This is a genomic window from Clostridium sp. CM041, assembly GCF_055081035.1.
Genome location: NZ_CM143648.1, coordinates 1,341,574 through 1,367,476, shown reverse-complemented (window position 1 = coordinate 1,367,476; position 25,903 = coordinate 1,341,574). Strand labels below are relative to the sequence as shown.

At 30.2% G+C, this 25,903-nt stretch carries 21 protein-coding genes; 19 read left to right on the top strand and 2 right to left on the bottom strand.

The genetic code is table 11. The features are described from left to right. The first annotated feature begins 2 nt into the window (after window positions 1-2). Together ACWJJT_RS06510 and ACWJJT_RS06505 are read left to right on the top strand one after the other, a co-directional pair. The gene (locus tag ACWJJT_RS06510) at window positions 3-1,187 is read left to right on the top strand and encodes an ABC transporter permease (RefSeq protein WP_462956404.1); all 1,185 of its coding nucleotides are present in this window, start codon (window positions 3-5) and stop codon (window positions 1,185-1,187) included. A gap of 52 nt (window positions 1,188-1,239) precedes the next feature. Further along, complete coding sequence (locus tag ACWJJT_RS06505; RefSeq protein WP_462956403.1) at window positions 1,240-1,665, top strand: hypothetical protein; 426 nt, start codon at window positions 1,240-1,242, stop codon at window positions 1,663-1,665. 198 nt (window positions 1,666-1,863) lie between these two features. Here ACWJJT_RS06505 and ACWJJT_RS06500 read toward each other — a convergent pair whose 3' ends face one another. Then, on the bottom strand, window positions 1,864-3,168 hold the full coding sequence (locus ACWJJT_RS06500; protein ID WP_462956402.1) for a complement C1q domain-containing protein: 1,305 nt from the start codon (window positions 3,166-3,168) through the stop codon (window positions 1,864-1,866). A gap of 288 nt (window positions 3,169-3,456) precedes the next feature. Here ACWJJT_RS06500 and ACWJJT_RS06495 point away from each other — a divergent pair, with 288 nt between their 5' ends. The 8 genes from ACWJJT_RS06495 to ACWJJT_RS06460 all read left to right on the top strand — a co-directional run bounded on the left by ACWJJT_RS06495 (window position 3,457) and on the right by ACWJJT_RS06460 (window position 12,037). After that, window positions 3,457-4,068, top strand: coding sequence for a DNA-3-methyladenine glycosylase (locus ACWJJT_RS06495; RefSeq protein WP_216302856.1), 612 nt, complete (start codon window positions 3,457-3,459; stop codon window positions 4,066-4,068). Between the two features lie 257 nt (window positions 4,069-4,325). After that, window positions 4,326-4,637 (top strand): hypothetical protein, encoded by a 312-nt coding sequence (locus tag ACWJJT_RS06490; protein WP_165413217.1) that lies wholly within the window; start codon window positions 4,326-4,328, stop codon window positions 4,635-4,637. Window positions 4,638-4,823: 186 nt separating this feature from the next. Further along, the gene (locus ACWJJT_RS06485) at window positions 4,824-5,393 is read left to right on the top strand and encodes an acetylglutamate kinase (RefSeq protein ID WP_462956401.1); all 570 of its coding nucleotides are present in this window, start codon (window positions 4,824-4,826) and stop codon (window positions 5,391-5,393) included. Between the two features lie 373 nt (window positions 5,394-5,766). Further along, on the top strand, window positions 5,767-7,023 hold the full coding sequence (locus ACWJJT_RS06480; RefSeq protein ID WP_462956400.1) for a Bcr/CflA family efflux MFS transporter: 1,257 nt from the start codon (window positions 5,767-5,769) through the stop codon (window positions 7,021-7,023). Window positions 7,024-7,047: 24 nt separating this feature from the next. Then, complete coding sequence (locus ACWJJT_RS06475; protein ID WP_216302854.1) at window positions 7,048-7,803, top strand: sulfite exporter TauE/SafE family protein; 756 nt, start codon at window positions 7,048-7,050, stop codon at window positions 7,801-7,803. A 387-nt stretch (window positions 7,804-8,190) separates the two neighbouring features. Continuing rightward, window positions 8,191-9,936 (top strand): sensor histidine kinase, encoded by a 1,746-nt coding sequence (locus tag ACWJJT_RS06470; protein WP_462956399.1) that lies wholly within the window; start codon window positions 8,191-8,193, stop codon window positions 9,934-9,936. A gap of 195 nt (window positions 9,937-10,131) precedes the next feature. Then, window positions 10,132-10,860 (top strand): ABC transporter ATP-binding protein, encoded by a 729-nt coding sequence (locus tag ACWJJT_RS06465; RefSeq protein WP_462956398.1) that lies wholly within the window; start codon window positions 10,132-10,134, stop codon window positions 10,858-10,860. Then, complete coding sequence (locus tag ACWJJT_RS06460; RefSeq protein WP_462956397.1) at window positions 10,853-12,037, top strand: ABC transporter permease; 1,185 nt, start codon at window positions 10,853-10,855, stop codon at window positions 12,035-12,037. The genes ACWJJT_RS06465 and ACWJJT_RS06460 overlap by 8 nt, the downstream gene beginning before the upstream one ends. Window positions 12,038-12,089: 52 nt before the next feature. On the opposite strand, the gene ACWJJT_RS06455 is transcribed toward ACWJJT_RS06460, so the two are convergent. Further along, entirely contained in the window at window positions 12,090-12,665 is a 576-nt protein-coding gene (locus ACWJJT_RS06455; protein ID WP_462956396.1) for a C40 family peptidase, read from the bottom strand. A 204-nt stretch (window positions 12,666-12,869) separates the two neighbouring features. Here ACWJJT_RS06455 and ACWJJT_RS06450 point away from each other — a divergent pair, with 204 nt between their 5' ends. The 9 genes from ACWJJT_RS06450 to dptH all read left to right on the top strand — a co-directional run bounded on the left by ACWJJT_RS06450 (window position 12,870) and on the right by dptH (window position 25,846). Continuing rightward, window positions 12,870-13,196: a hypothetical protein gene (locus ACWJJT_RS06450; protein WP_216302846.1), complete on the top strand. Its 327-nt coding sequence runs from the start codon at window positions 12,870-12,872 to the stop codon at window positions 13,194-13,196. 184 nt (window positions 13,197-13,380) lie between these two features. Further along, window positions 13,381-14,178, top strand: a complete 798-nt coding sequence (locus ACWJJT_RS06445) for a nitroreductase family protein (protein WP_462956395.1) — start codon at window positions 13,381-13,383, stop codon at window positions 14,176-14,178. A 359-nt stretch (window positions 14,179-14,537) separates the two neighbouring features. Further along, window positions 14,538-14,774: a PspC domain-containing protein gene (locus ACWJJT_RS06440; protein WP_462956394.1), complete on the top strand. Its 237-nt coding sequence runs from the start codon at window positions 14,538-14,540 to the stop codon at window positions 14,772-14,774. Between the two features lie 226 nt (window positions 14,775-15,000). Continuing rightward, the gene (locus ACWJJT_RS06435; protein ID WP_462956393.1) at window positions 15,001-15,879 is read left to right on the top strand and encodes a MerR family transcriptional regulator; all 879 of its coding nucleotides are present in this window, start codon (window positions 15,001-15,003) and stop codon (window positions 15,877-15,879) included. A 392-nt stretch (window positions 15,880-16,271) separates the two neighbouring features. Next, window positions 16,272-16,649, top strand: a complete 378-nt coding sequence (locus ACWJJT_RS06430) for an HIT family protein (protein ID WP_462956392.1) — start codon at window positions 16,272-16,274, stop codon at window positions 16,647-16,649. After that, window positions 16,639-17,217: a phospholipase D-like domain-containing protein gene (locus tag ACWJJT_RS06425; RefSeq protein WP_462956391.1), complete on the top strand. Its 579-nt coding sequence runs from the start codon at window positions 16,639-16,641 to the stop codon at window positions 17,215-17,217. The genes ACWJJT_RS06430 and ACWJJT_RS06425 overlap by 11 nt, the downstream gene beginning before the upstream one ends. Before the next feature lie 289 nt (window positions 17,218-17,506). Then, window positions 17,507-19,294, top strand: coding sequence for a DNA phosphorothioation-dependent restriction protein DptF (dptF, locus tag ACWJJT_RS06420; RefSeq protein ID WP_462954161.1), 1,788 nt, complete (start codon window positions 17,507-17,509; stop codon window positions 19,292-19,294). A 2-nt stretch (window positions 19,295-19,296) separates the two neighbouring features. Next, window positions 19,297-20,709 (top strand): DNA phosphorothioation-dependent restriction protein DptG, encoded by a 1,413-nt coding sequence (gene dptG, locus ACWJJT_RS06415; RefSeq protein WP_462954160.1) that lies wholly within the window; start codon window positions 19,297-19,299, stop codon window positions 20,707-20,709. Further along, the gene (gene dptH / locus ACWJJT_RS06410; RefSeq protein WP_462956390.1) at window positions 20,690-25,846 is read left to right on the top strand and encodes a DNA phosphorothioation-dependent restriction protein DptH; all 5,157 of its coding nucleotides are present in this window, start codon (window positions 20,690-20,692) and stop codon (window positions 25,844-25,846) included. The genes dptG and dptH overlap by 20 nt, the downstream gene beginning before the upstream one ends. Window positions 25,847-25,903 lie beyond the last annotated feature (57 nt).

The following is a 25,903-nucleotide window of genomic DNA, read 5'->3' as shown; positions in this document are numbered from 1 at the left end:
ATATGTCTATAATAAATTTAATCAAAACTTCAGTATACAGTCTAAAATCACATAAATTAAGAGTTTTTCTCACAATGATAGGAATAATCATAGGTATAAGCTCTGTAATATCCATTATGTCAGTTGGTAATGGGTTAAAGGTAAAAATGAATGAATCTATGGCGGATACAAGCGCTAATAAAATAAATGTTAATTTTGAACCAGAAAACGTTGATGCGGATTTAACCTTGATTGAACCCTTTAGCAAATCCGACCCATATTCTCTTAAAACAGTGGCAGGAGTAGAAAAGGTTGAGGAATCAAAGGATATGCAAGGAATGGGCGGATATACATCAGGCGAGGCTGCGTATTTTGATAAAAAACAATACATTGGACTAGAAGATTATGATGATAAAGAAATAAATATTAAGTATGGTCGTTCTTTCGAAAAAAGTGAAAATTCTAAAAAATTAATTATATTGGGTTATAAAGCAGCAGAAAAACTTTTCGAATCTCCAGAAAAGGCAATAGGTAGTGGAATAACAGTAAATGGAATTATATACGAGGTAGTAGGAGTTCTAGAAAAAGAGGGTGCATTCTCTCTAACAGGGGAAACAAGTTTAATTTCAAAGGAGTCAAAAGAAGATATGAATACAGAGGCCGCTATTTCAAGCTTAGATGTTTATCTTAAAGCTGGTGAAGATAAAAATAAGGTTTTTGAAAACATAAAAAAGGAGCTTATAGTGGCTCATCCTAATTTAAAAGGTGAGTATAAGCTTCAGGATCCTCAGGCAGCGACTAAGATATTTGAACAAATTATTGGGTATTTAACTGCTTTCATAGCATTGATTAGTGGTATTTCCTTATTTGTTGGGGGAATAGGTGTAATGAATATAATGTATGTTTCTGTAACTGAGCGGAAACGAGAAATTGGTATACGTAGGGCTATTGGTGCAAAACCTAAAAGTATATTACTCCAATTTCTTATAGAAGCGATTATGGTGACAGGGCTTGGTGGTTTACTTGGTATATTATTCGGATTTATTTTTTGTAAAATAATTGGTATATTTATGCCATTCCCTCCAGTTATGAGCGGAGAAAGCGTTATAGGAGCAACTGCAATCTCTGTTATTATTGGAATAATTTTTGGAATTATACCAGCAATTAATGCATCGAAAATGGATCCAATTGAGGCTATTTACAATTAAATTTTGGTGGAAGCCATATTATTTTAAAAATATATTTGTCGGAGGTAAAATTATGGAAAACGTTAAAAAACCAAAAGTAGGAGCAGGTATAAAAACAATGTCGATTATTCAATTGATTATTAGTGGGTTTGGGTTAATAGCGATTATAATAGCCCTTTTAATGAAAGATAAGCTTGCAGCCCAGTATAAAACAATGGGGATGGATGTTCCTGAAGTATCAACTTCTGCTTATATTATTAGTTTAGTAATAATAACAATAATAACTATAGGTATTATTTTAATTTTAATGAAAAAGGAATTAGGAATATATATCTATTTTACTGCTACAGTGGCAAACATCGTATATACAATTGTAAGTGATGGATTTAAACCTGTATCACTTGTTGGTTTGATAATCCCTGCACTTATGGGATTCTTTATTTGGAAGAAAAAAGAAATATTTAGTACTGACACTAAAACTGAAAATATAGATGTATAGTGCCTGTTATTAATAAGAACAAAGAATAATATTAGATTAAAAATCCTGTTAACTTATTATGTTAACAGGATTTTTAGCATTTGATGTCATAATAAAAAGATGTATAATGCCATTCCTAAAATATTTTTAATTATGTAAAAAGGCTGCCGTCGATAGGCAGCCAGTTAAGGTAATAAAATTAGTTATAATCTGTTGATGTTAAACAATTCTGAAGACAGATATAGTTCCAATAGCCCCAGCTAGACCTGCAAGTACTATACTAATAGGACCATTTGAATTGTTAGCAAATCTAAAAGATTGTCCTGCTGTTGCGGCATAAACCTTGTTAGAGCCATTTACAGTTGGATTTGTTACTAAAATAGATATACCACCAATAACAACGCCACTAGGGGATTCTTCTAAATCAAGTTGTAAAGCAAAGGTTAAAGGATCTGGAGTAACAGCAAACTTCCAGTCGATTACATAAACACCTGTTGTATTAATTGTAAATATACCTGTTGTTGGATCATAACTTAAATCAGGTCCTACAATATCTACAGTATCATAAATAATAGTGCCGCCAACTGGAATTGATATTTTATTTGTTGTTATAACACCATTTGCATACGAATTAAAACTTGGACCAGTTGCTCCAGTAGCTCCGGTTCGTCCAGTTGCACCAGTTGCTCCAGTTCGTCCAGTAGCTCCGGTTGCTCCAGTTGCACCAGTTCGTCCAGTTGCACCAGTAGCACCGGTTGCTCCGGTTCGTCCAGTAGCACCGGTTGCTCCGGTAGCTCCAGTTGCTCCAGTAGCACCGGTTGCACCAGTTCGTCCAGTAGCTCCAGTTGCACCAGTTCGTCCAGTAGCTCCGGTTGCTCCAGTTGCACCAGTTGCTCCAGTTCGTCCAGTAGCACCGGTTGCTCCAGTTGCTCCAGTTGCTCCAGTTGCACCGGTTGCTCCAGTTGCTCCAGTTGCTCCGGTTGCTCCAGTTGCACCAGTTGCTCCAGTTCGTCCAGTAGCTCCGGTTTCTCCAGTTGCACCAGTTGCACCAGTTCGTCCAGTAGCTCCGGTTGCTCCAGTTCGTCCAGTTGCACCAGTTGCTCCGGTTGCTCCGGTTGCACCAGTTCGTCCAGTAGCACCGGTTGCTCCAGTTGCTCCGGTTGCACCAGTTCGTCCAGTTGCTCCAGTTGCACCAGTTGCTCCGGTTGCTCCAGTTGCACCGGTTGCACCAGTTCGTCCAGTAGCACCGGTTGCACCAGTTGCTCCAGTTCGTCCAGTAGCTCCGGTAGCACCAGTTCGTCCGGTTGCTCCAGTAGCTCCAGTTGGTCCAACTATGCATTTTATACAGCAAGGATGACAACGATCGTGTTTGTCATCACAGTGTGGTCTATCGTCACAGTGGTCTTTATCATTACAGTGTGGTTTGTCATCACAATTGTGCTTTTTAGGAATTAAAAAGTCATAAGGTTCATATTCATCGTCAGATTGATATTTTTCAGAAGAAAAATCATTGTATTTATTCAATATAGATACCTTCCTTATTAATAATATTTTTTCTATTTAAAGAGCTTGTACTTTCTCTTATTTAAGATGTTCACACTTTCTATACATAATATGCAGATGCCTTGTTTTGTGTTAAAGATATACATTAAAAATTTAGTTGAAAAAGTACTATTCCAATTATTGATGTGAAAATTATTTGTTTTGCAAAAAACAGTTATGTTCGTCATTGATTAAAAATGGTTACTTCTATATAATATAAAGATATGGTTAAAAATAGATATTTATTATAGGTTTTAGGAGGAAGTTGGAATGAGACTTATTAGAGAATTTTATGCCAGAGAAGCTTTGCAGGTTGCTAAGGAACTTTTAGGAAAAACACTTGTACATGAAGTTAATGGAGTAAAGTTAAGGGGAAAGATAGTTGAAACAGAAGCATATATTGGATCAATAGATAAGGCTTGCCATGCTTACGGGGGAAAACATACACCAAGACTTGAGACTCTATATGGTATGCCTGGCATCGCATACGTATATTTTATTTATGGGATGTATCATTGCTTTAATGTAATAACAAAAGAAGAAGGAATTGCTGAAGGGGTTTTAATTAGAGCTATTCAGCCAATAGAAGGTCTAGACGAAATGTCAAAGCTAAGATTTAAAAAAGGTTATAATGAATTGACAAAAGCTCAAATTAAAAATTTAACCACAGGCCCATCTAAGCTCTGTATAGCTATGAATATAAATAAAGAAAATAACAAACAGGATTTGTGCATAAGTGAACTATATATTGAAGACGCAGTGGAAAAAGAAAAAATTGAAATTATAGAAGCTAAGAGAATTGGAATTGATTATGCAGAAGAAGCAAAGGACTTTCTATGGAGATTTTACATTAAAAACAATATTTGGGTATCTGTAAAATAGAGCAATTACATCATCTCTAAACTAATCTGGTATTTTTTGAATGGTTCTTAATCCTGTCTTTACAAGATTATAATGCATATCCACCATTTATATACTTCCTTTCGCTAATAAGTATTAAAACTTATATTATAGTTATATGATTATTATTTAAATCTTGGTTAGTTGGCTGAATAGGGAATGTTTCTTTTGATAAGAAAATTGACTATAATAATATTGATATTGAATCATTATAATAAAAATGAAGGGAAGTAATCGGAATGAGTTTTTTATTTAAAGACAATGATAAAAAAGATGGGGTACAAGAAATTAAGTTTGGGAAAATTATAAATAAAAATAGAAAAATTATAAGGGAGGCAACATTTAGAATATTAAGTACTGCAATTATATATAATGATGAAGAAGATTATTATGATACATTGGCAACATGTGTTAATGAAAATAATGTAATAGAAACAATAAGCATAGAAGGATTTGATATACATGAAAATGTAGTAGATCTTAAAGGTGCGTATATTGACTATGAAGAAGATTCAGAAGTAAACTTCACTGGGACAATATACTATTTGTAATTTTATGTAGATTATGAAAAGAATTGAAAAAATAGAGAGGTTAGTATATCGTATACTAGCCTCAATTTGTTATGCCCTTCTATATTCCTTTTTTTATGGGTACTTATTGCTCACATAAGCATATTATAGTATAAAAATTAGAAAGTGGTGATAACAATGTATTTATTTCCATATGATGCATCTTGGATGGTGGCGCAACGGCACATTACTGAGCCTAGGATAATTAGTGAAGCAGAAGTAGATTTAAGAAATATTATGCGGATACTTTGGGAACAACATATTGTCTGGACGAGGATGACCATAACAAGCATAATAAAAGATTTACCAGATGTAGATTTTGTTACTAAGCGACTTCTTCGAAATCCAACAGATTTTAAGTTAGTATTAAAACCTTTCTATGGGAATGAAATTGCTTCTCAATTTAGTGAGTTATTTAAAAGTCATCTTGTCATCGCCGCACAGCTTGTTAAAGCAGCCAAAGCTGGCTATAGCAAAGAGGCAGCAGATGCTGAGAAAAGATGGTACGCAAATGCAGATGAAATCGCAGTTTTCCTTGCTAGAATCAATCCTTATTGGTCTCAAGAAAATTGGAAGACAATGTTATATGAACACTTGGCAATGACTAAAGCAGAAGCAATCGATATACTTACCAATAATTATGAAAGAAGCATCGCAGTATACGATGAAATTGAAAATCAAGCCCTAAAGATGGCAGACGTTATGGCAGAGGGCATTGTTAGACAATTTTCAAAATAAGTTACCAATTCATCTTCTGCAAAGCTGTTCAGCTCTGCAGGGGATAATTTAATTATAAAAAGTATAGATAATTGAAGGCATATAGAGTAAAATTAAAAATATGGCACTTTATGGTTAAGCAAAGGAGGAGTAATTTGGAGATTAATCAAATATCACAATTATTAACACAAACTAATACTAGTGCTAATATTAATGACCTAAATAATTCAAGTCAAGTTAATGCTTTATCACCACAGGCGATAATCTAGGAAAATCCTAATTGAAGTTTATCAGGAATGGAGCAGGAGAAATCCTGTATTTTTTTTTGTGTAGGTTTATAAGGACATGTAATAACTTGAATGATGTAATATGCTATTATTTTTGGAGGCAAAGAATGGAAAACGAAGAAAAGATATGTGACAAAAAGGAAAAGAAACAAAAATATTTGGGAGATAGGGGCTTCATAATGTTTATAGCTTTTTTAAGTGCATTTATCCCATTATCTACAGATATCTATCTACCAGCGCTTCCTAAAATGGTTGAAAGCTTTAACACAACGGAAGGTCTAGTAAATCTTACATTAATATTTTTCTTTATATTTTACGCTGTAGGAACCCTATTTTGGGGACCCCTTAGTGATAAATACGGAAGGAAAAGAGTATTACTTATAGGATTATCTGTATATACTATTGGAAGCATTTTATGTATATTTTCTGTAAATGTTTACCAACTCATTTTTTATCGTATTCTGCAATCAATTGGTTGTGGGGCTGCAACAGCGGTGGCAACAGCTATAGTAAAAGATGTATATAGTGGTAGGAGGAGAGTAACCATAATAGCTTTAGTTCAGTCTATGGGAATGATATCACCTATAATTTCTCCAGTTATAGGAGCAATGATACTAAGTGTTCTTTCTTGGCGTGGAGTATTTGTGGTGCTATCTATAATAGGAGCTTTAGCCTTAGCTGGAAGCATAGCCATGGAAGAGACACTAGAAAAAAGATATACAGGAAGTATATTTAAATCCATAGGAAGGTTAGGCGTAGTTGCAAAAAATAAGAGCTTTATGTCACTTCTTATAATACTTTCACTGATATCTGCTGCTTCTATGTCATTTATATCATCCTCCTCGTATATTTATGTAAATGGCTTTGGATTAAGTGAAAAGGTATATAGTTATTATTTTGCTTTAAACGCGGTGTTTTACCTACTAGGGCCTTTACTATACATTAAATTATCAAAAAATTATCATAGTAATTCAATAATAACTGTCTCATTTATTGTGTTTAGTATAAGTGGGGTATTCATTTGTACGATAGGTAATTTAAGTCCTTTATTTTTTACATTATCATTAATTCCTGCGTCTCTCTTTGGTAACATTATGGCACCTGCAAGAACTAACCTTTTGCTTGAACAGTTACAGGGCGATATTGGTGCAGCATCCTCATTAATGAGTTGCGCAATGACCTTTTATGGTAGTATTGGTATGTTTATAATTTCTTTGAATTTTTCTAATAAAATAGTGGTAATGGGACTAATGCATTTAATAATAGGAATTATAAGCCTTATAGCATGGCTGATTATCTCTAAAAAACCATATATTAAACAGGTAACCTATCATATAGAGGTAGCAAATAAAAATGCTGAGTAATTATTTCAGAAGAGGGGTAAAATAATGGGAATCATTCATATGTTTAATTTATCAACGATGCAATGGATATGTTTAATAATATCGGCTGTCTTAGTAGGCGTTTCAAAGACCGGAATAAGCGGGTTTTTGATGCCGGTTATACCAATTATTGCCAGTGTATTTGGAGGGAAGGAATCTACAGGTGTTATACTTCCTATATTAGTAATAGGGGATGTTTTTGCAGTGTACTATTATAATAGACATGCTAAGTGGGAAAATATAAAAAAACTTTTGCCATGGACAATCATAGGGTTACTACTAGGTGTTATAGTTGGAAACTTTATTAATGATAAACAATTTAAGGCGGTTATATCTATTTCAGTTTTACTTTGCTTAGTCGCTTTAATTTATACTGAAAAAAAAGGTGAAAATATAAAAGTCCCAACAAATAAATGGTTTTATGCAATGGCTGGAATTGCTACTGGCTTTACATCCATGATTGGTAATGCTGCAGGACCTATATTCAGTGTGTATTTGTTAACTATGAACTTCAAAAAAAACGATTTTATGGGCACAACGGCTTGGTTTTTCTTACTTGTTAATTTGGCCAAATTACCATTGCAAATTTTATTCTGGCATAATATTGCCTTTAAGACAGTTTTACTTAGCATTGGTATGGTGCCAGCAATTGCATTAGGAGCCCTTTTAGGGATGCTTATGATTAAAAAAATTAATGAAAAAAACTTCAGATATATTATTATAATCATGACATTTATAGCAGCAGTAAGACTGTTGGTATAAATTTAGAAAAAACAGTAATTCGATTTATAATCATATTCTACGCACAAGGATATAGTAGATTTAATGATTTAGATGAAATTTTTTCTTTTCCCAATTTTGATAAATAAAAATTATTAAATAAATGAAAAAGTTGTGAGGTAATTACTTCACAGCTTTTAATATTAGCTATAGAGTTTTTATAATTTTAAATATCCTATACGACAATATTCCCCTAATTTAGCAAAGTTACTATGATAGAATGTTTTTAATAAAGTTTTTAAAAGTAAAATGTAAAATTTTGTAGCAAGGTAGATATGGTTAAGAATAAAATAGAAGGTTTAACGCAGGTAAAGTAGAGTGGAGCACATTATTTTTATAAGAGGGTACGTTACTTAGGAGGAATTATTTATGAGGAAAGTTAAATTTTCAGAACTAATAAATATTGATTTACTAAAAAAGATGGCTGAAAATATTTATGCTGCTGTAGGCATTAATTTTGGAATTGTTGATATAGACGGCACAATTATTATTGCAACGGGATGGCAGGATATATGCACTAAGTTTCATAGAGTTCATCCAGTTACATGCATGCAATGTTCCATTAGTGATCAATATGTTAGTGACCATATTATAGATGGTGCATATATCTCTTATAAGTGTCTAAATAATATGAGAGATATTGCATTACCTATTGTTATTTCAGGAGAACATTTGGCTACGATTTTTTTTAGCCAATTTTTTTATGAAGATGAAGTAAAAGATAAAGAATATTTTGCAGCACAAGCAATAGAATTAGGGTTTGATGAAAAAGGGTATCTAGATGCGTTAAGCAAGGTGCCTGTTTATTCTAAAAAGAAGGTTGATCATATAATTGAGTATTATTCAGGGCTTATTATGACGCTTGCTGAAAGTGGTTTAAGGCAGCTTACGTATGAAAATTCTCAGAATGAACTTGAAAAAAGCCAAAAATATCTAAGCGTAATTTTTAATTCCGTAAGTGATTCAATATTCATTCATGATGTTTATGGAAATATAACGGATGTAAATGAAACTGTTACCACTATGTTTGGTTATTCGCGAAATGAATTAATAAGTATGAATGTATATGATATTATCTCAAAAAAACAGGACAATATTGAGCTTTATATAGATGCATTAAGTAATAAGAAAAACCGTAAGGACCATCTTATACAAGAGTTTATAGTTAAAAATAAAAGTAACAAAGACTTTTGGGTAGAAGTTAATGTTCATGCTACAAAGATTCATGAAGATGAAATAATTATAGCAACTGTGCGGGATATTACAGAAAGAAAAAAGAATGAATTAGCATTACAGAATGAGGCTGCTGAAATAGAGAAGTTAAGATCTGAATTTTTTGCTAATATTTCTCATGAGCTAAGGACTCCGTTGAATATAATATTAGGTACAATAAAAATCATTGAAATGGGCATTAATGATGAAAAAAACCCTATTAATAGAGAAAAGATTATTAATAATATAAATATTGAAAAACATAATTGCTTTAGATTGCTAAAATTAATAAACAATTTAATTGATTTAACTAAATTGGATGTAGGTTTTTTTGAACTGAATATGGTTAATTGTAACATTGTTAATATAGTGGAGGAAATTACGTTATCTGTAGCAGAGCATTTTAATAATAATGGCTTAAGTCTCATATTTGATACTGATATAGAGGAAAAGATAGTGGATTGTGATCTAGAAAAAATTGAAAGAATAATGCTCAACATGCTATCCAATGCTATAAAGTTTACAACTCCTGGTGGAAGCATATTTGTTAATATATCTGATGGTGAAGAATACATAACTATTTCGATTGAAGACACAGGCATAGGTATACCGGATGACAAGGTAAATCTAATATTCGATAGATTTCGGCAGGCGGATAAATCGTTTACAAGGAAATATGAAGGAAGTGGTATCGGATTATCGCTTGTTAAATCGCTGGTAGAAATACAAGGTGGGACAATAACAGTTGAGAGTAAATATGGAGTTGGTACTAAGTTTTTTATAAAACTTCCTGTTAAGGTATCGAAGCATGATAGCAAAGAAGAAAGTATTAAGTCTATTGATAATAGCATAAACGATTTTGAGCAAAGAATAAAAATTGAGTTTTCAGATGTATATAAATAGGTTCACTGTAATATACTCGCATAAAAATTCCATGTAATTTTAATTATAACGAATGTACGAGTTAACTTAAAATAGTAAACTATGTTATAATTTACTTATAAATTATTGCAAATTGTCAAAATTTACGAAGGTATACAGTTGAAAGGGGTAAGTTTAAAGATACACCAATAAGATTTTACGCAAGGGGGAATTAAATTGTTAGAGGTAAAAAACCTTACTAAAAAGTTTAAAGATTTTACAGCGGTGGATGGAGTTTCTTTTGAAGTTAATAAGGGAGAAATATTAGGTCTCATCGGAGAAAATGGAGCTGGGAAAACAACTATAATGAGAATGCTTGCAACCATGCTTAAGGTAACAGAGGGAGAAGGGAAAATTTCAGGCCATGATTTAGTAAGTGAGCCTGAGAGCATTAGAGAGGAGATTGGAATTTTATTTGGTGGAGAGGTTGGCCTATATGACAGGCTTACAACAAGAGAAAATATAATGTATTTTGCTCAATTAAATGGAATGAACGCATGCGATGCCAAGAAAAGCATTGAAGAGCTTACGCGAGAACTTGAAATGGGTGAATTTATAGATAAAAGGGTAGGGAAATTTTCAAGAGGTATGAAACAAAAGGTAGCAATTGCAAGAAGTATTGTCCATAGGCCTTCAGTTATGTTATTTGATGAGCCAAGTACCGGACTTGATGTTTCTGCCACAAGACTTATTCAAGATTTTATAATTAAGTGTAAGTCAGAAGGTAAGGCTATAGTTTTCTCAAGTCACAGTATGGTAGAGGTTGAAAAGCTTTGTGATAGAGTTGTAATAATACATAAGGGAAAAGTTGTGGAACATGGAACAATAAGTTCACTAAAGGCTAAATATAATAACGAAGACATGGAAGATATTTTTGTTAATCTTATTGGAGGTAATCATGAATAAATTAGTTAGTGTAATACTGTTTAAAGAACTTAAGGACATGCTTAGAGATAAAAAGACAATAATAGTAAGTTTGTTAATTCCTCTTTTATTAATGCCTATACTTAGCTTTATTATGGGGAAAACTATGAATAGTGCTGAGGATTCTGTTGAAAAAAATATAAATATCGTGATGGTCGATAAGGGAAATAGCAGCATTGGGAAGATATTAAAAAATGATAAAACTATTAAATTTAAAACGGGCATTGATGGGAAAGCCGCAGTAAAGGATGGAGAAGCACTACTTTTTATAGAAATACCAAAGGATTTTGATGAATCTATTTCAAGTGGGAATGTTTCTGATTTAAAGATTTTTTATGATAATACAAATCAAAAATCATCTATTGCACTTAGCAAGGTAACGGAAACAGTAGACAAATTAAGTAAACAAATAGTTGCAAATAGATTAAAAAAAATAAATATTGATGCAAAGATATTAACGCCAATAAAAATTGCTGAAACAAGTTTTCAAAAAGAAGAAAATGCACAAAGTCAAATGTTATTAGGTATAATGATTCCTATGTTTATACTCCTTTACAGTGCAACAGGGACACTTGCAGCAGCCACAGATCTAGGAGCAGGTGAAAAGGAAAGAGGAACACTTGAACCACTTTTAACAACAAAAGCTGGGAGACATCATATATTAACAGGGAAACTCTTTGCAATAACAATAATGGGATTTATAGTATCGGTATGTTCAATGCTTGGACTTCTAATTTCAATGAAAATACCTAATGGAATGTTTGGAAATGGAAGTTCAGCAGTTGGTTTAAGTTACAAAGCAATAGCCTTAATTGGAGTAATAGCAATAATAACAACAATGTTTTTTGGTGCTCTTGAACTAGCGGTAAGTATATATGCTCGTTCATTCAAGGAAGCCCAAACCTATTTGGTACCATTTTCAATAATTCCGATATTTGCCGCTTATGGAACTATGTTTATGGATTCAAAAAACATACCTTTTCTTTATTTTAATATACCATTGCTTAGTGTAAGCTCAGTGGTTAAGGAACTTACAAGTGGAATTTATAATTATGGTCATATAGGAATAACAATAGTATGGTCCATAGTTTATACGATAGTTGCTGTTATGCTAGCAAAACATATGTTTAATAAGGAAAGTGTAATATTTAGATCTTAATAATGCAAATTAAAGGGAGTCGATTTTTGACTTCCGTTTTAAATTTGTACAGTTATTTTATTATCCTTTTACCTATTACAAATTTTTCTTTATAATATCCAGTTAACTCAGATGTTTTTATAACATCACCAGTTTTAGGGGAATGTATAAATTTGCTGTTTCCGATATAAATTCCTACATGGGATACTTGAGATGGAAGAGCTGGGTTTGTCATAAAAAAGACTAAATCCCCATTTTCAAGATTATTTATATTAATAGAAACACCTTTATTTATTTGGTCCATAGTTGTTCTGGGTAAATTTATACCAAAATGTTTATAAGCATACTGAATAAACCCAGAACAATCAAATCCACCTTTTACATATTTACCTGTAGCATCTAATATTGCGGGAGTTGTACCACCAAATAAGTATTTCATTCCTAAAAACGTATTTGAATATGACACTAAATCATTACCAGTTATTAATGATTCATATTGTTGTCCATTTTTAATATATTTAGCTTTGTTTAATGGAGTTTCAAAATTCGAAAAAATAACAAAAATCATATATACTATTGTTACTACTAAAACAATTAACATTATTAACCAAAGTCTTACTGGATTCCTTTTATTAAAAGATTTTCTCATATTGCCCCCCACACTACAATGTTTAATATAACATTATATTAAATTACTATATCATTTCTAAAAATATTCTAAAATGTTTAGAAAAATCAAGAACTATTACAATACTTACTAATAGCCAATTTTGATTAATAGACAAATTTATACTATAATATATTCATCAAGAATGTGATTGAGAGCATTTAGATATTGGGGAGAGGATAATATATGGAATATATAGGAATGTTAGCATTCTTTTTAGCTATTTCAAATATGGGATTAAGTGATAAAGTTAAAAAACTAAAAGAAGATGTTAAAAAAATGAAGAATTCAATGAAGGGGGAAGTCAAAATGTCTGAAATACTAAAAGAACTTGAAGGTAAAAGATGTACGCTTACAGTGAGTGGAAGTTTAGGGGAACTAATAGATTGTGAAGTTATAAATGTGGATGGTGAATGGATGAAGGTAAATCAATTTGCAAAAAAAGATCAACGTAAAATAAGGATAATTAGAATTGATAATATAAATAATATAAATGATGTGTCAATAATCTAATTTCTATTAAGTATAATGGATAGGTATTTAGCGTCTATCCATTATTTTTTTTATCGATAGGGTTACATCATTTTCAATATGTAATGTGATGTATTACCCTAATTTAGCAAAGATTATATGGTAGAATGGGTCGAATGAAGGTTTAGATAATAAAATGTGAAATTTTAAAAAGGGGATGAACAAGATGGATTTTATAACTGTAAATGAAAAAAAATGTATTAAATGCCAGCAATGCATTGTGGAATGTCCAGCATATGTTCTAACGATGGGAGAAAAGGGACCAGAAGAAGTAGCAAATACCACTTGCATTGCCTGTGGACATTGTGTTGCTATATGCCCGAGGGAAGCTATAGATAATAAAAAAACACCACTCGCACAACAAGTTGATGCAAAAGATTTTGCAAAGTTAAATGCAGCACAGGCGGAGCATTTTCTAAGGTCACGTCGTTCTATAAGAAATTATCAAGACAAATCTGTATCAAGAGAAAAATTAACAAAATTAGTTGATATTGCAAGGCTAGCACCTACTGGAAGTAATAGTCAAGGTATATCATTTGTTGTAGTTGAGGACAAGCAATTAGTTAAAAAAGCTGCTGAACTTACTATTCGAATGATAGAAAAATCTCCACTAAAGGATGCATTAAAAGGATTAATCAGTACTTATAGGGAAGACGGGATTGATTCAATTCTGCGAGGTGCTCCAAACTTAATTATAACCACTGCGGACAAAGGCTTTTCAAACGGGAGGGCTAATTCTATTTCTTGTCTGACTTATCTAGAATTATTTGCTCCTTCACTAGGACTTGGAACTTGTTGGGCTGGATTTTTTGAGTATTGTGCATCCATTAAGGGTTCACCAATGCTTAAATTATTTAATATTCCAGAAGGAAAGACGATAACAGCTGCCGTTATGGTCGGATATCCTAAATATAGTTATAAGAAATTAGTTGATAGAAATTCATTAGAGGTTACTTATATATAATATTATAGGGAGATTAAGTATGTTACATACAATTTTAGGAGCTTACTAGCATTTACTCTAAATTATCAACTGTTAATAAAGTAATTTAAGTTAAAGTCCTAATCAGTGGACAATATAAATTTCATTGATTAGGGCTTATATATATTGTACTGTGTGCTTAAACATTCTCTTTAGAAATCATTTTTGGTGGTTTTTATAGTTTTGAAAATTATATAACAAACATTTATGATATAATTGGTACATATTATAGTATGGGTGATATTTTTGATAGTAGTATAATTAAATTATTTATATAGTATAAAATTATTAAAAAAGTTAATATAGGGACCTTCTAAAAATTAAAAATTGGAGGAATAATTATGCAAAAAAAATTATATAAGTCTACCACAGATAAACAAATAGACGGCGTTTGCGGTGGTATTGCTGAGTATTTTGATATAGATGCTACAGTTATCAGATTAGCATGGGTACTTTTAACGCTAATATATGGTATAGGTATATTATTTTATATAATATGTTGTGTTGTTTTGCCAGTTAATCATCATAATAATACTCATTATGATGATGACGATACAATTCAATTTAAAGAATTATAAATGTAGGAACTTATGCTGGACAAACTATAAACCATCATCATGTGCACTTGGTTCCCGGATGTATAGGTGAGGTGACTGATCCAAGGGGTGGGGTAAGGAATTTAAAAGAAGCTTTAATTGAGTATAATGGATAGGCATTTAGTGCTTATCCACTATTTTTTTGTCAATTGCCTGTTGACAGTTCCCTTAGAGTATAGTTTAAACTCAATTTTAGGAGGCGATGATAATGAAAATTAATGAAGTGATGAAAGAAACGGGACTAACTAAAAAGGCAATTTATTATTATGAAGAGGTGGGACTTATTAGACCTCAAAAAGAGGAAGAAAGCAATTATAGAATTTATACTATGGATGATATTAATAGACTAATTACTATTAATGCTTTAAGAAAATTGGATTTCTCTATTAAGGATATTCAACTTATATTATTAGAAAAACAGGATGTTGCACAAGTTATAAAAAAACAGTTAGACATCATCAATGAAAAAATTAAACTGCTCGATAGCAGTAAAGGAGTGTTAGAAAATTTGATTGAACAAGGAATAGATTCAAATATTGATAATTTAAGGGTGTCAATTCAATGTTTAGAAGCCAAATCTAAAAATATTGCTGGATATATGCAAAAGGAACTTCATAGGATACTACCAGGTAATATGGGGAAAATGTTTGCGATTCATTACGGACAGTTTTTGGACGAACCGCTAGATACTAAAGAAAAAGAGAAGGCTTGGATGAACCTTATAAATTTATTAGATGCTAAGGAAGAGGTTCAATATGCAGATAATATAAAAGAACTAATTGATGAAATGTTTGGAAAGTATAGCGGCAAAGATCTGATGGAATTAAATGAAAAATCGAAAAGTGTAACAAACAAAATATTAAAGCGAGATGTGGAAGTCAGTGAGGAAGTAAAAAATGAGGTCAAAGCAAAAATTGTAGAATACGAAAAAACGCCTCAATATCAAAAAGATTTAAAATTTCAGCGGTTTATGATGGATAATATAGCTCCTATTTTCAATGAGATTGAAATATATTTATGTATTTTAAGCACTAGATTTGAGAAGTTCAATAAAATTTTACGTGCTTCAGCTAGCACTGAAAATTAGGCACCCATTTTCTTAAGATTATATTATGATAAGGCAGGGATAATCCTTGCCTTTATTTTTAGTTGTTATAGTTATGATAATAGTATAAACGATTTTGCACTCAGAATAAAAGTTGAGTTTTCAGATATATATAAATAGTTTAGATATGCTTGACCAACGGATAATTTTAGAGGTATTGTATTGTTATGATTTAATTAGAATCTTGTTAATTTAACAAGAATTTAATTCAACACTTAACTGCATTATCTAATAACATGCTGAAACCATTGATTCTATGGAGTTAAGTATAGTTTTTAATTTAGTTAAATTTAACTAAATTTAATAATAGATTTTAACATTAAAAAAATCAGTATAGATTCATACCTTAATACAAAATAAAGGCGGCGATAATAATGTCAGAATGTATATTTTGCGACTACGATGAATCAGAAATAATAGTAGAGAATAAATTGGCCTTTGCTATATTAGATCATTTCCCAGTAAATAATGGTCATTGTTTAATAATACCAAAGAGGCATTTTGCAAACTTCTTTGAGGGAACTGAGGAAGAGGTTAAATCAATATATAAATTAATGCACGAGGTAAAAGAAATGTTTGATATTCAATATGAACCAGCTGGATATAATATAGGTATAAATGTAGGGACTTATGCTGGACAAACCATAAACCATTTACATGTTCACTTGATTCCTAGGTATATAGGTGATGTAGCTAATCCAAGGGGTGGAGTAAGGAATTTGAAAGAGGCTTTGGTTGAGTATGATGGTTGAAGTAGATGTAATTAATAAAGGTATAATAACCAGTGATTCTATTGCATTTAAAGAGGCAACTCAAGATTATGATTCAAACTGTTCTACGGGAGAAAATGATTATTTACTTCCTAAATTACAAGCTTCATTAAAAAGGGCAAAGAGCATAGATATTATAGTAGGATTTTTAATGGAATCAGGTGTTAGATTGCTGATTAACGATTTAAAACAGGTAGCAGATAAAGGAGTTAGAATTAGAATCTTAACAGGAAATTATCTTAATATCACTCAGCCTCAAGCTTTATATTTAGTAAAGGATGCTCTAGGTGATAAAGTAGATTTAAGGTTTTATAATATTCATAATAAATCATTTCATCCTAAATCATACATATTTGAATATGAAGAGGATGGAGATGTTTTTATAGGATCTTCCAATATGTCGAGTTCTGCATTAACTAGTGGCATTGAATGGAATTATAGATTAAATAAGAATAAAAACCCAGAAGATTTTACACATCTTAAAAATGTTTTTGAGGACTTATTTTTAAATCATTCTATAATTATTGATGATGAAATGCGGCGTTTATAGTTCCATTCTTTCGTAAATCTAAAAAAAATGATAAATAAATAGTTGGATTCCCATTGAAATTTTAGCTTTGTATGATGGATAGGCAATTAGTGCTTATTCATTATTTTTTTTGTCACTTATAGAGGAGATTACTACTTTTGTTAAAAATATGGTAAAATAGGAATGTAAATTAATATATAAATTAAATGTGATGATGAAAAGAGTTTAGAAGTTATAGATAGTGAGTATGAACCAAAATAGTCAAGTACAGGATAATAGTGGTATAAACTTCCTAGAAGGAGGGAATATAGTGAGCCATGTAAAAGAATGCTTAATAGAAGAGTTAAAAAAATTGAAAGAGTCATCAAAGGAAGCAGTAGAAACCCTAGATTCTTTAAGTGAGTTTAAAGAGTACATGCATGTAAAAAGAAAAGTTCAAGATGAATTATATGACTTAATAGAAAAATCATCAAAATCACCAAAATCTCAATTAATATTGGTTTGTGGTGGAGTTGGTGATGGGAAATCTCACTTGATATCATATTTTAAAAATAAATATACAAGCTTAATGGATGGATTTGTTCTACATAATGATGGCACTGAAAGTTTAGATCCAGAAAAGACTTCAATTGATACTTTAAATGATGTATTACAAAATTTCTCGGATGATAAATTAAATAATGGTGTAATCAAAAAATGCATATTAGCTATAAATTTAGGAACATTAAATAACTTTATCGATTCAAAATATGGATGCAATTTTAATGAATTAAAACAGTATGTAGCTGATAAAAAAATATTAGAAACTAACTTAGCTGAAAATTGTTTTGATGATGATAGATCATTTCAGTTTATAAACTTTAGTGATTATCATATGTATACTCTAACTGAGGAAGGGGGAAGGTCTCAATACATAAAAGATATAATAAATACAATTACTGGAAAAGATGAAAAAAATCCGTTTTATACCGCTTACAAAGAAAAATGTTGTGACAGCTGTGAGTGCAGTGAAAGATGTCCAATTAAATATAATTTTGAATTATTAATGGATGAACAAATTAAGAATAAAATTATAGACCTATTAATAGAAGTAATAATTAAAGAAAAAATAATTATTTCTACAAGAGCCTTTTTAAATTTTATGTATGACATTATTGTAGATAATCGTTTTGATAATATAACATTATTAAAAATTAAAAACAAATTAAAAAAGATAAATTTTAAAGAGTATTTAGAATGTATGATGCCGAATATTATTTTTGATCATAAAGATTTATCTAAAATATTAGAGGCATTAGAAAAAATTGACCCTATAAATTTAAGAGATGAAGAAATGGATTCAATTATTATAAAATTCAACAATTCTAATAATTTATTTAGTATATTCACTGAAAATATTGATATTAAAGATAACAATTATTTAATATTAGCTTTGAACAATAAATCTTTAAAAGAAGAAAAACTTGATACCATTAAAGACAAAGAGGCATTAAGAACAAATCTAATTAAGTATTTCTTAAGATTGTATTCATTTAAATACATAGGTGAAGATATTTCGTTTAGAGATGATTTGTATTATGACTTTATAAAGGATTTATACTACTGGAATAATGGAGACAAAAGGGAACTCAAAAAGATACTCTTAGATGTAAAAGACGCAATATACAAATGGAACGGTGACAATAATGAAAAAGAAAGAATTAATATAGTCATTGGTAAAAATCAAGGTAAATATAAAGTAAGCCAGAAATTAAATGTTATAGGTGATATTGAAAATTATATTGAAGAGAATGATGAAGAATTATTTAAGTTTATACCAGAAATGATCTTAGAATTTAAAAATAAAAACAACAGTAAAATTGAAAAAATTGCAATTGATTATCATTTATATAAATTACTTATGAATATTAAAGATGGATACAGACCTAATAAAAAAGACAAAAATAACTACATTAATTTTGTTGAGTTCATGAATAAAATCATGCCATTAGGTTCACAAAATGAAGAGCTATCATTTGAATATAATATTGCAGGGGTAATTAAAAAGTACAAATTAGAATTTGATGACTATGGCGAATATAGTTTTATGGAGAGATAATTATGAGATATACAATAAATTTTGATGAAATTAAATGCGATTATAAGTTTAGTGAAGAAAAAAAATCATTACAACACAATGCAGGTAAGAAAATAACTATTTTACCTTATACAACCCAATATAAAGAGATATTTAAAACAAAAATCATAAATTTTTCTTCATGCATAGGGGAATTCTCACGAAGGCTCACTAACAGATCAGAATATAAGGAAGACATAAACGCAGACTTAATAAAAAATGTTATGAATAAAGTTAAAATGGAAGAAGAAAACAAAAGTGCATTCAAGGGTATAATTAAAGAATTATTCTTCGACAAATACGAGAAAATTGAAATTTTTCATCCGAAGGTTTTAAACTACATAACTAGTGAGGATATAACAAATAAAAAACTTGGACAGTTCTTATTCGATGTACTTGTAAATAAGGATGAAGAAGTTATAGATATCATAAAGACTGCATATATTGATAAGCCAGAGAATATTCTTTTGAAGCTTGTTGTAGGATATTTGCCTGAATTAGGAGAAATAAATAAGGCGAGTAAAACTACATACAGAAATTTTATGCCATATATATCAGACTTATTTATGGAAGACCTTAAATATATGTTAGATAAACCGACCTTTTACACTAACAGTATAGAAAAATTATTGATGTATTATTACTTCTTTTATGTTTCACAATTATCAATCAATTTAAATAGGATGTTTGAAGCAGATATAACTAAACCTATTGAAATATATTTCAATTTGGATTGGGAGAGGAATATTTCTAAATCTAGGATAAGCTATTCCAATGGTTGGAAGATTATTGAAAATTCTACAACTACATTATTTTCGCATGCTAACTGTTTGGAACTCTTGAATCATAGTGATAAGGAATCGAACTTCACATACTTAGATTTAAAGAATATTATAGGGGACATGGATAGTGAAGAACTAAATGAATTCAATTCAAATATTAAAATGTTAATTAAAATTTATAAGGACCATATAGATGATGTTGATTTTGATTCTTGTAATCTTGCAGTTCACTATGAGAATGATGAAGCGTTTCAACAGGTATATGAGTTGTATAAATTAATAAACTATCAATTTGTGAATTCTGGAAGAAAAGGTAGACAACTTGATTATAGCGCTTGGTTTACAGAGTTTTGCAAAGTAAACTTTCTAAGAAGAAGAGGACAATCAGGATACACCTTAAATTTAACAGAAGACAATTTAATTTTCATAACTAAGTTATGTACAAAAAACAAGGAGAAATTAAAATTAAAAGACTTATTTAAAGAGTATGAAAGACGTGGTATTTTTTTTGATAGAGATTCTCAAAACAAGATAGTTCAATTATTTGAAAAATTAAATATATTAGAAAAAAAGAGTGATAGTGGGGATGCACAATATGTTAAATCTATTTTATAATTATTTATCAAAAAAAATTATCAGTTATTTGAATGAAGTAAACGTTAAAAATGGTGATAAATTTAATATACAATTTGAAAAAGAAGCTCAGGTAAAAGGCTTATATGACGAGTTAGAAAATGCTTGTACGGCAGAGGAATTTAAATATACAGCAAGTATTGATGAGTACAGAACGTTTAGTTTTAATGTTAATGGAGTCAAAGTTATTGTTGCGGCAACTATTAATAATATTAAACCAGACTTTTTAACATTATTACGTAATAAAGCAGGAAGTAACGAAGAATATTTATTTAAAAATACGGCAATATTATTTATTCATAATTCTACTCTCGATAGTATTGTTGGTGGTACTGTAAGCTTTCAAAGAGAAGGAATGCCTTTTCATATAAAGTCTATAGTTGAAGACATAACAAAAGAAATAAAAGAGAGTAATCTTGAAAGGGTAGATAAACTTATAGTTAAGTTTGACTTAGATAAAAGAACAAATCAAGTTCATGAGGACAACACATCTTTATTTCAGTATGAGGATGTATTAAAGGTATTAAATAGTGATGGAATAAAAGAAGCGGAATATAGAAATTTTGGTTTGTTTTATGATCGAAAATTAAATGATGAAATTATCAGCGAAAAGGATGCATTTAACAGATTAAAAGACAACGCGGATATATTTACAAAGGTAGATAATATACATAAATATGGTGATCCAGAGCAACAATTAGAGAAGAGTTTTGATGATGAGGGTGTGGATAAACTAAAAAATCTTAATTGGGAAGATATTAAGTATAAAGATGTTAAACACTCTATGGACACAAAAAAAGATAAGAAGAAATTGGAATATGAAGAATGTAAATTATATGACATTGATGAAAGTGAATATTGGGATAAAGAAGAAGGCTCAGGAGTGGCCAAACAGAGAATTAGAAATATATTAATTTTTAATAAGAACAAATTAAAGAAGATCAAAATAGAGTATATTTTTGATGATACAATGAGACAAAAAAATATAACTTTAGGCAAAAACCAAGAAGCAACAGCTAAAGCTTCTGGAAAAAAGTTAATAGTTGAAATAGAACATGAAATAGATGGAATACATTTTAATAGCATAAAATATGAAGATAAAGACAGCAGTAAGGTTAAATTTGAATTTAAGATATTAGTTCTTGACTTTGATAGCAGCATCTTTGGAAATGAAGTTATAAAAACAAATTACAATGTCTGTATGAAGGGAAAGGAAAATCTCTTACTTCTTAATGTAGAAGATAAAGAAATAGTTTTAAATCCAACAGCAGCATCTATTGTTAAAGTAGCATTATCTGAAACAAATGGAGAGATTATAATTTCTTCATTAGATGAAAGAGTGGTGATATACAATGACTTAGGAGCTGATGAAACTACTGGTATTATTAAGTTTAATTTGAATATTGATGAGATGATTATACCATTAGCAATTAAGGATGAGGGTAGCAAAGCGGTAGTGATAACTGGTCAAAGCGTATGGTGTTTAAAAAGAGAAAAGAAAAGTAGTTTCCAATATATTAATAATAAATTAATACAGGGTACTAGAGATTATTATGCAAGAGATGAGTTTAGGGAAAACATAATAAAAGAAAAAGAAATAATTATAAGTGGCGGATTGTATTTCACTGAAAAAGACGATGAATTAACCTTAGAGGATATTGATTTAGATGGAGAATTAAAAGTATCTTATATGCAGTTAATTGAGTATTATAAAGTTAATGAACTAATACCAAGTATAGCTTATTATAATGAGGAATTAATTCAACTAAGTAAAAATTATGTAAACAAGTACTTAGAAGTGGCAGACAACATTAAAAACGGTGATTACATAAAAAGTGAAGAGGAAAAAAATTTATTAAAGATAGGTACAATAAACAAAGAAGACGGAGATCGGGAAATAATATTAACACCGCTACATCCTTTAAATGTTGCTTATCAAATTAGATTAAATGAGGTAGTAGGAAGTGAAGAAATTCCTTATGAACTAACTAAAAAATTAGATTCAATATATTTACTTCCATATCTTTGCCCAAGAGAAGGTAACCTTTATAGGCCAGTGGAACAACAACATTCACCAGAATGGAAGTATTATGTTGATTATAAATTACCAAGGTATAAAGGCTCAAGAAACTTTGTTTCAAAGTTAGTTAGAGAAAAGATTGATGAATTCATTGAGCACTTCTCTTATATGTTTGAACTTACGCCAAAGGCGGCTATTAAAATTAATCTTATAAATACAGGAGATTGTAAGGAAATATTACAAGGTATAATTGAATTTTACACTTCTAAGCTTTTGAAGAAAGTAAAACCAGAGTACTTGCTACCTATAGATATAAATATATACTCTGATAAAGATACTTTAAATGTATTTGAAGAAATGTCATTTTACAATACACCAGCAGAAACAGAAGAAAACTTAGGGGTAGACTTTAAATTTAACGATAGTAGTAATGATTACTCAAAGGAGGATGTATTAAGTATTTATAGAGACAAGGTGCATTTTTATAAGAAGAATAGTGAAAGTAGTAATTATGAATATTGTCATGTATCTTTTTATGAGATGGATCAATATGCTGAAGAAGAAGACAGTATTATGAATGATATAAAGACAGGAGTCTCCTTCGAAGGGTTAATATCAGGGGTACCTTCTAAGTTTCTAGGAAGCTCTTATAGAACTGGGTTTGGAATCAAGTATATGAAACAACATGAGAGTAACAGTTTATTAAAACTGGCTATAAAATTAAATTCTTTAGTTAAGGTTATAAAAACAAATTCACCTTATGAAGAAAACACTTGCAGAACAACTTCAATATCAGAAGAAAATAAAAAGCTATTAGATAAAATTTATGATTCTTCACATTGGGTAACATTCATAGATCCTAAAGTTGATTTAAATTTCTTTAGGAATGATGAAGAAGCAAAAGACTTATTAATAATTCACTATAGTGATCAATATACTTCAGCAAGTGGATATGATGCAATTACTGTTACACGTAAATCTAAACAGTATGAAGCGATAATAAATGAGTTCTTACATGAAAAAAACATGGACTGTAAACCCGGTGCAGCAATAGATGTTATAAATTGCTTTAATGCTGTAAATGGAGATTGGTTACTAAGATTAATATCAAGTAATTCCCAATTCCCTAGAGAAAAACTAAGTATAATTTCAGCTATAAAATTAAGCCTTGCATATTTCTACAACCCTAATATAATATGGGTACCAATTTCTTTAGAAGAAATTCTAAGAGTATCTGGTGGGGCGGGATTAAACAAAGCTGATGGATTATTCTCAGTCAAAAATCTAGGTGGAAAAGGAAAATACTCAGATGATCTACTACTTGTAGGAATAGAAAATACTGGTGAAAAACTAAAGCTTCATTTCTATCCAATAGAAGTAAAAATCGGAAAAAATCAACCAGGTGTTATAGAAAAAGCATTAGAACAAGCATACAAAACCAGAGAATTTTTTGAAATAAACCTTATAGATGAAGAAGATGAAAAGAGAAAAGCAAGCAAGAAAATCTATAGAAACTTCATCATGCAACTAGTTATAGTAAGTGCAGAGAAAATGAAATTATACAACATCTTGGGTGAACAGCATTGGGATGACATAATTGAATCAGAGGTTAGAACTAAACTTCTAAATGATGATTATATTATAAGCAATGAATTAGATAAATATATAGGTCGTGGTGCGGTAATGTCATTTAAAGAAGGGGTGATATACAGCACAGCCTCAAAATTTGAACAATTTAAAGAGCAAAGATTTAAAGTCATAAATCTTTCTGAAGAAGAAGGGTATAGGCATATTATATCTAATATATATGAATTAAGAGAAAGAATCGTTAATGGAGACACTGATTTTGTAAAAGAAGAACTATTATGCAATATGTATGGAGTTCCAGAGGGGGTATCTCTTACTGACAAAACAGTTACTGGGAAAAACGAAACTATTTATTTTCCAAAAGACATACCTATGGAAATTTTATTTGGATATGAAGCATTAACTAATAAAGAAATAAAATGGTATCCAACAGACACAAATAAAACCTTCCATACTAATACTGGTATAATTGGAACAATGGGTACGGGAAAAACTCAGTTTACAAAGTCCTTAATATATCAGCTTCATGCTAATGAAAAATATAATGTAGGTGGTAAAAAACTAGGCCTATTAATATTTGACTATAAGGGCGACTATATAGATAGTGATTTTGTGAAATCCACTAATGCTAAGGTGTATAATATTTTTCATTTGCCATATAATCCTTTATCATTAGTATTAACAGGAAATCCAAAGCCGCTTTTGCCACTTCATACTGCGAATACGCTAAAAGAAACTATTTCTAAAGCATTTGGATTGGGTGTTAAACAAGAAACATTGCTCAGAGATAAAATAATGGAGGCATACGAGAGAAGAGGGATAAGTAAAGCCAATAAAGACACTTGGAGTAATCCAGCACCTACGTTAAACGATGTGTGTAAATTATATCTAGAAAATGAGGATGTTAAAGAAGACAGTCTTTATGCGGCACTTATGGATATATATGAATTTGAAATTTTTGAACCAGATATGAAAAAAACCAAATCTTTGTTTGAACTAATAGATGGAGTAACTGTAATTAATTTAGCAAGTTATGATACAGGTATACAAAACTTAATAGTAGCAATAACACTAGATATATTCTACATTCAAATGCTTGTGTTGGGTGAAAGTAAAACAGAAGGTCAGTACAGGCAGTTAACAAACTTAATATTAGTAGATGAAGCCGACAATTTCTTAAGTAAAAACTTTGAGAGCTTAAAGAAAATACTAAAAGAAGGAAGAATGTTCGGAGTAGGGACAATACTTTCTACTCAGTTATTAAGCCATTTCTCTACAGGGGATAATGAGTATGCAAACTATATTTTATCTTGGATAGTTCACAATGTATCTGATTTAAATAATAAGGATGTTAAATTTATATTTAACACTAAAAATAAAGCGGAAGAAGACAATGTATATGGTAAGATAAAATCACTAGAAAAACATCATAGTTTAGTTAAGTTTGGTAATGCAGATAGACCTATTTATCTTAGAGATAAGGCATTTTGGGAATTTATGAAAGAAAAATAAAATGTATATATAAAAATACAGCCTAAGCAACTAGGCTGTATTTTTTAATTAAATATA

Excerpts from the sequence above, each read along its gene's own strand:
- ACWJJT_RS06510 (WP_462956404.1), top strand. The coding sequence starts at position 3 with ATGTCTATAATAAATTTAATCAAAACTTCAGTATACAGTCTAAAATCA.
- ACWJJT_RS06505 (WP_462956403.1), top strand. The coding sequence starts at position 1,240 with ATGGAAAACGTTAAAAAACCAAAAGTAGGAGCAGGTATAAAAACAATG.
- ACWJJT_RS06495 (WP_216302856.1), top strand. The coding sequence starts at position 3,457 with ATGAGACTTATTAGAGAATTTTATGCCAGAGAAGCTTTGCAGGTTGCT.
- ACWJJT_RS06490 (WP_165413217.1), top strand. The coding sequence starts at position 4,326 with ATGAGTTTTTTATTTAAAGACAATGATAAAAAAGATGGGGTACAAGAA.
- ACWJJT_RS06485 (WP_462956401.1), top strand. The coding sequence starts at position 4,824 with ATGGTGGCGCAACGGCACATTACTGAGCCTAGGATAATTAGTGAAGCA.
- ACWJJT_RS06480 (WP_462956400.1), top strand. The coding sequence starts at position 5,767 with ATGGAAAACGAAGAAAAGATATGTGACAAAAAGGAAAAGAAACAAAAA.
- ACWJJT_RS06475 (WP_216302854.1), top strand. The coding sequence starts at position 7,048 with ATGGGAATCATTCATATGTTTAATTTATCAACGATGCAATGGATATGT.
- ACWJJT_RS06470 (WP_462956399.1), top strand. The coding sequence starts at position 8,191 with ATGAGGAAAGTTAAATTTTCAGAACTAATAAATATTGATTTACTAAAA.
- ACWJJT_RS06460 (WP_462956397.1), top strand. The coding sequence starts at position 10,853 with ATGAATAAATTAGTTAGTGTAATACTGTTTAAAGAACTTAAGGACATG.
- ACWJJT_RS06455 (WP_462956396.1), bottom strand. The coding sequence starts at position 12,665 with ATGAGAAAATCTTTTAATAAAAGGAATCCAGTAAGACTTTGGTTAATA.
- ACWJJT_RS06450 (WP_216302846.1), top strand. The coding sequence starts at position 12,870 with ATGGAATATATAGGAATGTTAGCATTCTTTTTAGCTATTTCAAATATG.
- ACWJJT_RS06445 (WP_462956395.1), top strand. The coding sequence starts at position 13,381 with ATGGATTTTATAACTGTAAATGAAAAAAAATGTATTAAATGCCAGCAA.
- ACWJJT_RS06440 (WP_462956394.1), top strand. The coding sequence starts at position 14,538 with ATGCAAAAAAAATTATATAAGTCTACCACAGATAAACAAATAGACGGC.
- ACWJJT_RS06435 (WP_462956393.1), top strand. The coding sequence starts at position 15,001 with ATGAAAATTAATGAAGTGATGAAAGAAACGGGACTAACTAAAAAGGCA.
- ACWJJT_RS06430 (WP_462956392.1), top strand. The coding sequence starts at position 16,272 with ATGTCAGAATGTATATTTTGCGACTACGATGAATCAGAAATAATAGTA.
- ACWJJT_RS06425 (WP_462956391.1), top strand. The coding sequence starts at position 16,639 with ATGATGGTTGAAGTAGATGTAATTAATAAAGGTATAATAACCAGTGAT.
- dptG (WP_462954160.1), top strand. The coding sequence starts at position 19,297 with ATGAGATATACAATAAATTTTGATGAAATTAAATGCGATTATAAGTTT.
- dptH (WP_462956390.1), top strand. The coding sequence starts at position 20,690 with ATGTTAAATCTATTTTATAATTATTTATCAAAAAAAATTATCAGTTAT.